The following is a 12,233-nucleotide window of genomic DNA, read 5'->3' on the forward strand; positions in this document are numbered from 1 at the left end:
GGGTTGTGGTGCCCGATTCAGGACGGGCAATGGCTTTTGTCCACCACCACAACCCCATGATCGACCCGGACAAGGGGGTGGGGGTGGGTCCTCAGGCGATGGGGCGCTTCAGGTGGTAGCGGTGGACTTCGGTGCTGCCCTGGACGTTGTTGACGTCCTCGGCGGCGGAGACCAGCTCCCACCCCTCCCGGCCGGCGCGGTTGAGGTGCGCGATGGCCGTGTCGCCGTACGCGGTGATGTCCTTGCGTGAGCCGTCCGGCGCGTACCAGACGAACGAGACGTGAAAATTGCGGCCCTGTCCCTGATAGCGACGGACGAGCAGGGCGTACTCCCAGGCAACCATGGGCCTTATTATGTCCGTCCAACCAGGACGGCGGCACACGGGTCGTCGCGCATTGCCATCCGGTGAACGCGGTGCGTCAACCCGCCCGCCGGGTCAGCTCTTCGGTGATCAGCGCCGCGAGCCGGTCCAACCCGACGTCGATCTGCTCCGGTGTGACCGCGCTGACCGACAACCGCAACGCGTGGACCGGCGCGGAGTCGTCGTAGAAGTGCGCCATCGGCGTCCACAGCACCCCGTGGTCGCGTGCCGAGCGGTCCAGCAACGCGTCGTCGACCGGGAACGGCACTGTCACCACCACGAAGAACCCGCCGGCCGGCACCGTCCACCGCACCGCCGCCGTGCCGTCCGCCCCGGGCGGGAACCGCCGGGCCAGGCCGGCCACCAGGTGGCGCAGGTTCCGGGTGTACGCGGCCCGCTCCCGGGTGTTCGCGGCCACCAGACTGCAACCGTGTTCCAGCAGCCGGCCACCGATCACCGCCTGCGCGATCGGCGACGTGTTCACAGTGACCATGCTCTTGATCATGGCGAGTTGGTCGGCGAACGGGCCGACCCGCCCGTCCGGCCCGGCCACCCGCTGGTCGGCGACCACGTACCCGACCCGCGCCCCGGGGAGCACGGTCTTGGCGAACGAGCCGAGGTAGACGACCCGCCGCCCGGTGTCCAACGCCTTGAGGGTGGGCGGGCGCGGCCCGTCGTCGACGGGGAACAGGCCGTACGGGTTGTCCTCCAGCAGCAGCAGCTCTTCCTGCCCGGCCAGGTCCAGCAACCGCCGCCGGTGGGCGGTGTCGATGCTGACCCCGGACGGGTTGGCAAAGTCCGGCATCAGGTAACAGGCGCGCGGCCGCAGCCCTGCCGCCCGGGCCCGACGCACCTGGGCGGACAGGTCGGCCAGGTCGATCCCGGAGGACCCACCGGTCACCGGCCAGACCGGCAGGTCCACCAGCCGGGCCGCCCCGGTCAGCCCGACGTAGGTCGGTGCGACCGCCAGCAGCACGTCCGTCGGCCCGGCCCGCAACGCCCGCAGCACCAGGAACATGGCCTCCTGGCAGCCGACGGTCACCACGATGTCCTCGCCGTCGACGGTGATCCCCTCGTCGACGGCGAGGTTACGGGCGATCAGGTGGTGCACGATGCCCTTGGTCCGGCCGTACTGCAGCAGCAGGCGACGGGCCTGCTCGGGTCGGTGCCCCAGGTCGTCGACGAGGTGCCGGTGGAAGGTGTCCAGGTGCCGGTGCACCGCCGCGAGGTCGAAGAACTCCTCGTACGGCCGGCCGGCTGCGAGGGACACCGCCGCCGGGTACCGCTCGGACACCTCGTTGAGGAAGTTCATCGACGTCAACGCCGGATCGCCCAGCGCGGGGTGCAGGTCGGCGACGGCCAGGTCGACAGGTTCGGTGGCGGTCACCCCTCACCCACCCGGAGGGTACGCAGCGCGCCGGCCGCCGCCGGATCGGCGCAGCCGGCCAGGGTGAGCGCGTCGGTCAGCTCGGCGGCGAGCAACGCCAACGCGTCCCGGGCCGCCGGTTCGCCGCCGACGGCCAGCGCCCAGAGCAGCGGGCGGCCGACCAGCACCCCGGACGCACCCAGGGCCAGCGCCCGCAGCACGTCGGTGCCGCTGCGGATGCCGCTGTCCAGCAGCACCTGGCAGCTGTCCCCGACCGCGTCGACGACCTCCGGCAGCATGGTGACGCTCGCCGGTGCGCCGTCCAGTTGCCGCCCGCCGTGGTTGGAGACGACCACCGCGTCCGCGCCGACCCGGACCGCCTCCGTCGCGTCGCGCGGGTCCAGCAGACCCTTGACCACCAGCGGCAGGTCGATCTGCCCGCGCAGCCACGCCAGGTCCGCCCACCGCAACGCCGGCGCGAACGACGCGGCGGTGTGCGCGGCGATCGCGGACACCCCGGGGGCGCCGGAGTGCGCCAGCGCGTCCCGACCCTCGGGGAGGTTCGCGGCGACCACCTCGGTCGGCAGCCGGAACGCGTTGCGCAGGTCCCGGGGACGTCGGCCGAGCACCGGGACGTCCACGGTGACCACCAGCGCCCGGCACCCGGCCGCGACGACCCGGTCCAGCAGGTCGCGGACGAGAGCCCGCTCGCGCAGCCAGTAGAGCTGGAACCAGACGTCCGCGCCCACCCCGGTGACCTGTTCGATGGGTGTGCTGCCCAGCGTGCTCGCCAGGTACGGGATCCCGGCCGCGCCGGCCGCCGCCGCGAGCCCCAGCTCCCCGTCCGGGTGCACCAGCCGCTGGTACGCCATCGGCGCCACCCCGACCGGCATGGCGTACCGACGGCCGAGCAGGCCGGTGCCGAGGTCGACGGTGTCCACGCCGCGCAGCACCCGGGGCAGCACCGCGACCCGGTCCAGCGCGTGCCGGTTCGCGGCGAGCGTCACCTCGGAGGCGCTGCCGCCGGCCAGGTAGTCCCACACCTCCGGTGCCAGCACGGCCCGGGCCCGCTCGGCGTAGTCGGCGAGCGAGACGGCCGGCAGGTCGGTCAGCACCGGCTCACCCACCGGCCACCGCCGGGCCCGTCGCGGCCGGCTCGTCCACCCGGGCGGCTTCGGGTCCGGCCGGCAACCCGAAGCGTTCCCGGAGAAAGGCTGACGCGTTCTCCTGCGCCCGCCGCCCGTCGGTGAAGGTTCCCGGCATGGCGAAGAACCCGTGGATCATGCCCGGGTAGTGCGCCAGCCGGGTGGGCACACCGGCGTCGCGCAGCCGCTCGGCGTACCGCTGCCCCTCGGCGCGCAGCGGGTCCAGTTCGGCGGTGATCACCAACGCCGGTGGCAACCCGGACAGGTCGTCGGCGAGCAGTGGCGAGGCCAGCGGATCCCGGGCGTGCTCCGGGTCGGAGAGGTAGTGCCGCCGGTACCAGGCGACCGAATGGCTGTTGAACAGCGCCGGGTCGTCGTCGCCGGCCGGGTCGCCGCTCTGGTCGGTGTTCGGGTAGATCAGCAGTTGCGCGGCGAGCGGCAGCCCGTCCGTCCGGCTGAGCAGGGTGACCGCGGCGGCCAGGTTCCCGCCGGCGCTGTCCCCACCCACCGCCAGCCGGGTCGGGTCCACACCCAGCCGGTCGGCATGCCGGGCGATCCACGAGGTGGCGGCGTGGCAGTCCTGCACCGCCGCCGGAAAGGGGTGCTCCGGGGCGAGGCGGTAGCCGACGGTGATCACCTGACAGGGCACGGCGTTGGCCAGGCGCCGGCAGATGCCGTCGGCGGTGTCGATGCTGCCGAGCGTCCAGCCACCGCCGAAGAAGTACAGCACCGTGGGCAGCGGACCCTGCCCGCTCGGCCGGTACACCCGCAGCGGCAGTTCCCCGGCGGGACCGGGGATGCGCTCGTCGCGTACCTCGGTCACCGGCTCGACCGGGCCGCCGCCGGCGCGGATCGCGGCCAGGTCCGCGGCGCGCGCCTCGGCGAGGGTCTGCGTGTACAGCGGCGGGGTGCCGGCCGCGGCACGGGCCGCCCGGTACGCCGCCACCTCCGGATGCAGCGTCATGTCGCTCCTATCCGCCGGTGCTGACCAGCAGCTTGTCGATACCACGCAGGAACAGGCTGCCGCTGTACGTCGGCGTCTCGGTGACGGTCAGCGCGGGGAACCGGGCGAACAGCCGGGGCAGCGCGAGGCGACCCTCCAACCGCGACACCGCCGCGCCCAGGCAGAAGTGCAGGCCGACACCGAAGGCCAGCGACGGGGGGCCGGGACGGGTCGGGTCGAAGGCGTCCGGGGCCGGGAAGCGGGCCGGGTCCCGGTTGGCCGCCCCGATCATGATCAGCACGTTGTCGTCGGTGGCGACCGGCACGCCGTGCAGCACGGTGTCGGCCGGCGCGGCGCGGGCCAGGAAGTGCACCGGGCTCGCCAACCGCAACATCTCGTCGACGCAGCCCTGCGCCACTGTGGCGTCGCTGGGCAGCGCCGCGACCGTCTGCGGCTGCGCCAGCAGCAACGGCAGCCCGTTGCTGAACATGTAGACGGTGGTGACGAAGCTGGCGTTGAACAGCACGATCAGGTTGCTGATCAACTCGTCCTCGGTCAGCTCCACCTCCCCGGAGTCGAGCGCCTCGACCAACCCGCTGAGCAGGTCGTCCCCGGGCGCCCGGCGGCGGTGTGCGAGCAGCTCCCGGTAGAAGGCCCGCAACTCCAACGCGGCGGCGTTGGCCGCCGCCAGCCGCTGCGGGGTCTTGCCCGCCACGTCCAGGAACTCGTCGATCCACTCCACCCGCTCGCGGTACCACGGCAACTCCGCGGCCGGGATGCCGATGAACTCGGCCATCACCAGGGCCGGGATCGGGTACGCGAAGTCGGCCACGAAGTCGACGACGCCCGGCCCGGCGTCCGCCATCCGGTCCAGCAGCTCGTCGACCACCCGCAGGATCACCGGTTCCAGCGCGCCGAGCCGGCGCGGCGTGAAGGTGCGGGAGAAGACGTGCCGCATCCGGGTGTGATCGGGCGGGTTGACGAACATCATCGAGGTCTGGAAGGTGCGCAGGATCTCCTGTTCCTCCCAGCCCGGCGGCGGCTGTTTCGCCCACTGCGGATCACGCAGCAACTCGTCGACGAGGTCGTAGCCGACGGCCACCGCGGCCACCGTGCGGTGCTCGGCGCGCGGCGGCACCGCGCTGATCGGGCCGAGCCGGTGCAGCTGCGCGTACCACGGGTACGGGTCCTGTCTGCCCTGTTCGCTGTACAGGCCGGTCAGTATCTCCGCCACGTCCACGGCCAACTCCTCCCCAGGATGTCGATGGCCGGGGCGGCGGGGATCACCCGCCGCCCCCGGCCGGTGTCACAGGTCGAGCAGCCGCAGCGGCACCGCGTTGGCCAGTGCCTGGTTGCCGGCGTCGTTCGGGTGGATGTGGTCCCCCGAGTCGTACGCGGCCAGCAACCGGCTGGGCCGGGCCGGGTCACGCAGCACCCGGTCGAAGTCGAGCAGCCCGTCGAACTCCCGGCTGCCGCGCAGGTACGCGTTCACCGCCTGCCGGGTGGCCTCCTTCTGCGGCGTCCACACGCCCGGCGCGCCGTGCCCCTCGTACGGCGTCAGCGTGGCCACCAGGCTGGTCAGCCCGCGCTGCTGGAGTTGCTGGTTGATCTGGCGCAGGGTGGCGATGATCGCCTCGGGTGAGTCGTTCGACATCCAGATGTCGTTGATGCCCAGGTGGGTGACGACGGTCCGCACCCCGGTCTGGCCGAAGACGTCCTCGTTGAGCCGGGCCGCCGCGTTCGGGCCGAGCTGGTAGTAGCCCGGGTAGTCGCCGTCACCCGGCTCGGTGCCCTCGTGGTTGAGCCGGTTGCCGGCCAGGCTCAGGTTGAGCACGCCCGGGGTGCGCTTGTCCGGCCGGTCCGCCACCAGCCGGTCGGCGAGCAGGTCGGGCCAGCGCCGGTTGGCGTTGACGGTGCTGCCGTTGCCGTCACCGATGGAGTCGCTGAGCACGACGAGCGCGCCGGGGCTGCCCTTGCGTTGCACGTCGACGCCGGAGAGGAAGAACCAGCAGCAGGTGGGACGGGTGGTGAACCCGGTGCCCTCGGCCGCCCCGGTCAGGTCGCCGGCGCCGATGAAGTTGGCCTGCTGGGACTGCCCGTGGAAGGTGGTCGGGCCGGTCGGCGTCGGGAAGTGCACGGTGAGCACCAGGTCGCTGTCGTCGGCGACCGGGAAGGGCAACGGGTCGCTGAGCAGTTCCGCGCCGCGGTTCATGGTCGCCGTGGTGGCGCCGGTGAAGGTCAGCGGCCGCACCGACGCCGCGTCGATGTCGGAGAGGTCGTCGGGGGTCGCGGTGTTCGGCCGGGCGACGGTGGCGCGGCCGACCTGGACCGCCTGCTCGCCGTAGAGGTTGCTCAGCCGGACCCGCAGCGCCGGGCCGCCCACCGACACGTGCACGATCATCCGGACGCTCTGGTTGTTGAGGCCGGTGTTGGTCAACCCGACCGAGTTGCCCCGGGTGACGGCGGTGGCCCAACTGCCCGCCCACTCGGCGCGGTCGGGTCGGCTGGCGGTGGTGCCGGACGGGCCGGCGCTGGCGACGACGGCGGGTGCGCCGGCGACCAACAGCGCGGCCGCGGCGGCGATGACAGGCCATCTCTTCGGGGTTGCCGTTGCCATGGAACCTCCATCGTGTGGCAGCCCAGGGCCGTCCGCTGACGGCGCCCGCCTGGACGATGGTCCAGAAACCTAGCCGCCGCCGTTGACGGGCGTCAATCAACCTGATCGACGCGATCAAATGTCCGGCGGGACGCCCGGACCGCCCACTCGGCACGGTTCCGACCAGTCGTTTCCGGCCTAGGCTTCCAGGCGGCGGCGGTGCGGTCGCCCAAGCGCGCCACCGTCGCGTCGTCACCGGGAGCTGCCCGGGGACCGCCGCTTTCTCGGATGGGGGCTGCCGGATGACTGACGGACCCGAGCACACCACGACGTACGTACACACTGTGTTGGATCTCTTCGCCGGCTTCGGCGATCGGGAGGCGCTGGTCGGCGCCGATCGGCGACTCACCTACACCGAAGCTGCCGCCCGGGTCCGGGCGATGGCCGCGACGTTGACCCGGCACGGTGTACGGCCCGGGTCGGCGGTGCTGGTGACCGTCGCGAACGCGGTGGAGGGTCCGCTGCTCCAACTCGCCCTGCACCTGCTCGGCTGCCGGACGATGTGGGTCGCCCCGGTGACCGCGCGCCGGGAGGTCGACGAGTTCATCAGGTTGGCCCGCCCCGACGCCCTGGTCTACGACGCCCGGGACCGGGCCAGCCTGGGCCCGGAACTGGCCGCCGCGCTGCCCGGCACACCGGTGTGCTGCCTGGGCGCGGGCGGCGCCGGACCCGACCTCACCGCCGACGCCGACGCGACGGAACTGCCGGCGTCAGTGCCGGCACCCGAGTCGTTCCTGCAGACCAGCGGCACCACCGGAAGTCCCAAGCTCGTGCACCACCGGGAGAGCTTCTACGCCCAGATCCTCACCCTGGCCGCCGACTTCCGCGCCGCCGGGTTCCCGCTGCTGCGGCACCTGTCGCACTCGCCGATGTGGCTGGCCAGCGGCCAGATCACCACCCTGTTCAACCTGTTCACCGGCGGGGTGCTGTTCCTGCGTGACGACTGGAACCCGGTGGCCTTCGTGGACACCGTGCAGCGGGAGCGGATCAACTCGACCTTCGTCACCCCACCGATGCTCTACGAGGTGCTGGACCACCCGGCGCTGGTCGGCGCGGACTTCTCCGCCATGTTCATGTTCAACGTGGGCGCCGGGCCCGCCGCGCCCGCCCGGCTGCGCCAGGCCATCGCGCGCTTCGGCCCGGTGCTGCGCATCGTGTACGGCCTCAGCGAGGCGGTCGTGATCACCGCGCTGCCCGGGTTGACCGACGACCCGGACCACCCGGAGCGGCTGCGCTCCTGCGGGCGGCCCTACGGCGACGTGCGCATCGAGATCCGCGACGACGACGGGGTGGTGCTGCCGACGGGCCGCGACGGCGAGGTGTGGGTGCGGACCCGACTGAGCTTCGCCGGTTACCACGGGCAGCCGGAGCTGACCGCGCAGACGCTCGTCGACGGGTGGGTGCGGACCCGCGACATCGGCCACCTCGACGACGACGGCTACCTCTACCTGGTCGACCGGGCGCACGACATGATCGTCACGCATCGGCGGAACTGGGCCATCTTCTGCCGTCCCATCGAGGACGTGCTGGTCGGGCACCCGCAGGTCCGCGCCGCCGCCGTGATCGGCGTACCGGACGAGACGGTCGGCGAGGTGCCGTACGCGTACGTGGTGCCCGGGCCGGGCGCGACGGTCACCGGGGCGGAGCTGATCGACCTGGTGACCACCGAACTCAACAAGATGTGGGCACCGACCGCCGTGGAGTTCGTCGACCGGTTGCCGGTGAACCGGTCGATGAAGGTGGACAAGCGGACGCTGCGCGCCCGGCACGCGGCCCGTCGGGCGGCGGCGGTCGGGGCGTGACCCCCCGCCGGCAACTGGTCGTCCTGGTCAGCGCCGACCTGATCTCCAACCTGGGCACCCGCATCTCGGTGGTGACCATCCCGTGGCTGGTGCTGGTCACCACCGGCAGCCCCACGAAGATGGGCCTGGTCGCGTTCGCCGAGACCCTGCCGTACCTGCTGTCCAGCGCGTTGGGCACGCCCTGGGCGGACCGGATCGGCCTGCGTCGTACCTCGATCCTCTGCGACGCGGGCAGCGCGGTGGCGATGGTCGTCGTCGCGCTGACCCCGTGGTTGGGCTTCGCCCCGCTGGTGGCGCTCGTCGCCGTGGCCGGCGCGCTGCGGGGCATCGGGGACCGGGTGAAACACGTGATGTTCCGGCCGGTCGCGGAGGCCGCCGGGGTGCCGCTGATCCGGCTGACCTCCGCGTACGACGGGCTCAGTCGGGTGGTGACCCTGTTCGGCGCCGCGGTGGGTGGCCTGCTGATCGCCGCGTTCGGGGTGACCGAGGCGATCCTCATCGACGCGGCCAGCTTCGGCGTGTGCGCGCTGCTCATCGGCGTGCTGGTCCGCCCGCCGGCCGCCCCGGCGCAACCCGCCGAGCCGGAGAGCTATCTGCGCGCCCTGCGGGGCGGTTTCCGCTACCTGGGTCGGGACCGCCCCCTGCTGGGCATGCTCGCCGTCATCTCGGCGCTGAACATGGTGGCCAACGCCAGCGTGGCCGTCTACATCCCGGTCTGGGTCGCCCGGGAGCTGCCCGGCCCGGGTGGTCTCGGCCTGGTGCTGGCGGCGTTCTCGGCGGGCGCGCTGCTGGGCAACCTGGCGTTCACCGCGCTCGGGCCCCGGCTGCCGCGACGGCTGACGTTCCTGATCGGCGCGCTGGTCGCCGGCACACCCCGGCTGGTGGCGCTCGCGATCAGCGACGAACTGCCGGTCGTGCTGGTGGTGACGTTCCTGTCCGGGATCGGCATCGCGGCGGTCAACCCGCTGCTCGGGGTGGCCCTCTACGAGCGGGTGCCGCCGGAGTTGCAGACCCGGGTGATCGGCATCGCGGGCTCGTTGGCGTTCGTCGGGTTGCCGGTCGGCGCGTTGCTCGGCGGCTGGTCGGTGGACGCTCTGGGGCTCACCCCGGCCCTGCTGACCATGGCGGCGGCGTGCCTCGTGATCACCGCGTACCCGCTGGTGAACAGGGCGTCCGGCCCGGAAACCCCGGCGCGGCCCGCCCCCGTCGCCACCCGGTAAACCCGTTGCGGAGGCCGGCCGGCTGCCGCAGGCTCGGGCTGATGAACACCCAACCGACACCCGGCGTCCCGGTGACCGACGCCGCCGTGACCGACCGGATCGACGTGGCGCTGGTCCGCCGACTGGTGGCCGAGCAGTTCCCCCGGTGGGCGTCGCTTCCGGTCCGCCCTGTCGCTGTCGACGGTTGGGACAACCGCACCTTCCACCTGGGCGCGGAGATGACCGTGCGGCTGCCCAGCGGCGCGGGGTACGCCCTCCAGGTCGACAAGGAACAGCGCTGGCTGCCGGTGCTCGGGCCACAGCTACCGGTGCGGATCCCCGTTCCGCTGGCCCAGGGCCGGCCCGGGGCCGGTTACCCGTACCCGTGGTCGGTCTACCGGTGGATCGACGGGCAGACCGCCGCAGCTGAGCGGATCGACGACCTGACCCGGTTCGCCACCGACCTCGCCGGCTTCCTGCGCGCCCTGCGTCGCATCGACGCCACCGACGGCCCGCAGGCCGGCCCGCACAGCGCCTGGCGGGGCGGCCCGCTGTCCACGTACGACGCCGAGACCCGGGCGGCGATCGAGGCGCACCGCGACAGGTTGCCCGTCGACGTCGTCACCGGCATCTGGCAGGCCGCCCTCGACGCCACCTGGACCGGCCCGGCGCTCTGGTTCCACGGCGACGTCGCGGAGGGCAACCTGCTGGTCCGCGACGGCCGGCTCGCCGCGGTCATCGACTTCGGCTGCTCCGGTGTGGGCGACCCGGCCTGCGACACCGTGATCGCCTGGACCCTGCTGCGCGGCCCCAGCCGGGCCGCCTTCCGGGCGGCGCTCGGTCTGGACGACGGCACCTGGGCGCGCGGACGGGGCTGGGCGCTCTGGAAGGCGCTGATCACCCTGGACGATCACGACCCGACCAAGGCCGAGCGGGCCGCGCACGTGCTCGGCGAACTCCTCGCCGAGCGGAGCATGGCCCGCTGAACCCGTACGGTTGGGCCGGTCAGCGGCCGGCCGGGGTCGGGGTGGCGTGTTCGGTACGGCAGCGGGGGCAGCGCACCCGCACCCCCGCGGACGTCCGGGGCACCCGTAGTCGCTGACCGCAGCCGCACGTCAGCACCGGGGCCGACGCCCGCAGGTACTCGTCCCGCTCCCGGCGCGGCCACCGGCCGTGGCAGCGGGCGCACCACTTCGGCGGGTAGCTGTGGTAGTGCGCCAGGCCGAACGCGCCAGCGATCATCAGTGTGCCGGGGACCAGCAGGCCCAGCACCGCGAACAGGCCGGGCAGCAACCCGCCGACGCCGTCCGACACCAGCACGGCGACCACGGTGAGCACCACCACCGGCACACCGAGCAGTGTGAAACCGAAACCCCAGGCGAAGAGGAGCAGTGACGGCACGAACAGCACCATGCCGGCGGGGGCCCACCGGCGGACGCCGTACCCGCCGCACCGGGGGCAGTTCGGCGACGCCTGGTGCGGCACCGACCGCAGCACCTTCGGCGACAGCCACTCGACCAGCCGTTTGACGATCTCCTCGACCAGCTTCGCGGCGACCGACTGGAGAAACGACTCGATGGCCTCCACCTCCCCGCGCAGAGGGTCCCGCCATCACCCCACGGACGGCCGGCCCACCGACCATCGTGCGCGGTCGGCACCACCAGCTGACCCCACCTCGTCGACAGCACGCCGCCAACGACGCCGATCCGACAGGGGAGGGGCGGCTGCAACTGCTCGCGGCGGCCACCACCGGCGAGGCCGCCAGGACAATCCAGATGGTGACCTGGCTCTCCGTCGACGGGCACGCCTGGGGCGATCCGACCCCGGTGGGTGCTGGGTGTGGCGGGCGGCCTGGCACGACGGCGCGGTGCGTACCGCGATCTGTGTCGTCGACCCGGACCGGGGCGAGTTGACCGAGCTGATCGCGCTGCCCTCCGGCGGCGACACCAGCTACCCCGGCCTGGTCTGGCACGACGACCTGCTGTGGGTGAGTTACTACTCGTCGCACGAGGGACGGACGTGTGTCTACCTGGCCGAGGTCACCCTGACCGGCTGAGCGTGGCCGGGCCGCCCGACGGTCGGTTAGCGTGCCGGCATGCCATCGACGCTCACCGAATCGACGGACCCGTACTGTCTGCGCCCCGGGGAGGCCGCCGAACTGCTGCACGGGCACCCGTGGCGGCGGTTCGTGGCGCTCGGCGACAGCGTCGTGGAGGGCATGTGTGAGCCGACCCCGGGCTACCCGGACGTGCAGTGGGTCGACCGGGTCGCCGCCGAGCTGACCGCCGTGCGCCCCGAGTTGGCGTACCGGAATCTGGGTCGACGGGGGTTGCGCGCGCACCAGGTGCGGGCCACCCAGCTCGCCCCGGCGTTGGCCTTCGCACCGGATCTGGCCCTGGTCGTCTGCGGGGGCAACGACGCCTTCCACCCGGCGTACGACGCGGCGGCGGTGGACGCCGAGCTGACCGCGATGATCACCGCGTTGCGCGACGTGGGCGCCGACGTGATCACGGTGGGCATGTTCGACGTCTCGCACAGCCCGGCGGTGCCCGAGCACCTCCGGGCCGGCCTGGGGGAACGAATGCGCCGCCTCTCCGCCCACACGGCCGTCCTGGCCGAGCGCCTCGGCACGGTCCACGTGCACCTGACCGACCATCCCCTGACCGCCGACCCCACCCTCTACAGCACCGACGGCCGCCACGGCAGCGCCCGCAGCGACGCCATAGCAACAGCGGAAACCCTCCGCACCCTCTCCCTCCCC

General features: G+C 73.1%; 12 protein-coding genes. 5 read left to right on the plus strand and 7 right to left on the minus strand.

The features are described from left to right. Nucleotides 1-91: 91 nt before the first annotated feature. The 6 genes from QCZ28_RS32750 to QCZ28_RS32775 all read right to left on the minus strand — a co-directional run bounded on the left by QCZ28_RS32750 (nucleotide 92) and on the right by QCZ28_RS32775 (nucleotide 6,399). Entirely contained in the window at nucleotides 92-352 is a 261-nt protein-coding gene (locus tag QCZ28_RS32750) for a hypothetical protein (protein WP_279520258.1), read from the minus strand. A gap of 67 nt (nucleotides 353-419) precedes the next feature. Beyond that, the gene (locus QCZ28_RS32755) at nucleotides 420-1,748 is read right to left on the minus strand and encodes a PLP-dependent aminotransferase family protein (protein WP_279520244.1); all 1,329 of its coding nucleotides are present in this window, start codon (nucleotides 1,746-1,748) and stop codon (nucleotides 420-422) included. Then, nucleotides 1,745-2,854, minus strand: a complete 1,110-nt coding sequence (locus tag QCZ28_RS32760; protein ID WP_279520245.1) for an alpha-hydroxy acid oxidase — start codon at nucleotides 2,852-2,854, stop codon at nucleotides 1,745-1,747. Before QCZ28_RS32760 ends, QCZ28_RS32755 begins: the two co-directional genes overlap by 4 nt. Beyond that, nucleotides 2,847-3,836 carry an alpha/beta hydrolase gene (locus QCZ28_RS32765; protein ID WP_279520246.1) on the minus strand — a complete coding sequence of 330 codons (990 nt, stop codon included), beginning with the start codon at nucleotides 3,834-3,836 and terminating at the stop codon, nucleotides 2,847-2,849. Before QCZ28_RS32765 ends, QCZ28_RS32760 begins: the two co-directional genes overlap by 8 nt. Nucleotides 3,837-3,843: 7 nt before the next feature. Further along, complete coding sequence (locus tag QCZ28_RS32770; protein WP_279520247.1) at nucleotides 3,844-5,055, minus strand: cytochrome P450; 1,212 nt, start codon at nucleotides 5,053-5,055, stop codon at nucleotides 3,844-3,846. 66 nt (nucleotides 5,056-5,121) lie between these two features. Then, nucleotides 5,122-6,399, minus strand: coding sequence for an SGNH/GDSL hydrolase family protein (locus tag QCZ28_RS32775; RefSeq protein ID WP_279520259.1), 1,278 nt, complete (start codon nucleotides 6,397-6,399; stop codon nucleotides 5,122-5,124). 314 nt (nucleotides 6,400-6,713) lie between these two features. On the opposite strand from QCZ28_RS32775, the gene QCZ28_RS32780 reads away from it, so the two are divergent. The 3 genes from QCZ28_RS32780 to QCZ28_RS32790 are packed head-to-tail and all read left to right on the plus strand — an operon-like array spanning nucleotide 6,714 to nucleotide 10,458. Continuing rightward, nucleotides 6,714-8,273 (plus strand): AMP-binding protein, encoded by a 1,560-nt coding sequence (locus QCZ28_RS32780; protein WP_279520248.1) that lies wholly within the window; start codon nucleotides 6,714-6,716, stop codon nucleotides 8,271-8,273. After that, nucleotides 8,270-9,493: an MFS transporter gene (locus QCZ28_RS32785; protein WP_279520249.1), complete on the plus strand. Its 1,224-nt coding sequence runs from the start codon at nucleotides 8,270-8,272 to the stop codon at nucleotides 9,491-9,493. The genes QCZ28_RS32780 and QCZ28_RS32785 overlap by 4 nt, the downstream gene beginning before the upstream one ends. Nucleotides 9,494-9,534: 41 nt before the next feature. Beyond that, a complete protein-coding gene (locus QCZ28_RS32790) occupies nucleotides 9,535-10,458 on the plus strand; it encodes an aminoglycoside phosphotransferase family protein (protein WP_279520250.1) in 924 nt (307 codons plus the stop codon). Nucleotides 10,459-10,477: 19 nt separating this feature from the next. On the opposite strand, the gene QCZ28_RS32795 is transcribed toward QCZ28_RS32790, so the two are convergent. Then, nucleotides 10,478-11,059 (minus strand): hypothetical protein, encoded by a 582-nt coding sequence (locus QCZ28_RS32795; protein WP_279520251.1) that lies wholly within the window; start codon nucleotides 11,057-11,059, stop codon nucleotides 10,478-10,480. Between the two features lie 280 nt (nucleotides 11,060-11,339). Here QCZ28_RS32795 and QCZ28_RS32800 point away from each other — a divergent pair, with 280 nt between their 5' ends. Together QCZ28_RS32800 and QCZ28_RS32805 are read left to right on the plus strand one after the other, a co-directional pair. Continuing rightward, the gene (locus tag QCZ28_RS32800) at nucleotides 11,340-11,528 is read left to right on the plus strand and encodes a hypothetical protein (RefSeq protein WP_279520252.1); all 189 of its coding nucleotides are present in this window, start codon (nucleotides 11,340-11,342) and stop codon (nucleotides 11,526-11,528) included. A gap of 39 nt (nucleotides 11,529-11,567) precedes the next feature. Continuing rightward, on the plus strand, nucleotides 11,568-12,233 hold a 666-nt coding region (locus tag QCZ28_RS32805), incomplete at its 3' end, for an SGNH/GDSL hydrolase family protein (protein ID WP_279520253.1).

The sequence above is a fragment of the Micromonospora sp. DH14 genome (assembly GCF_029809455.1).
Lineage (GTDB): Bacteria > Actinomycetota > Actinomycetes > Mycobacteriales > Micromonosporaceae > Micromonospora > Micromonospora parva.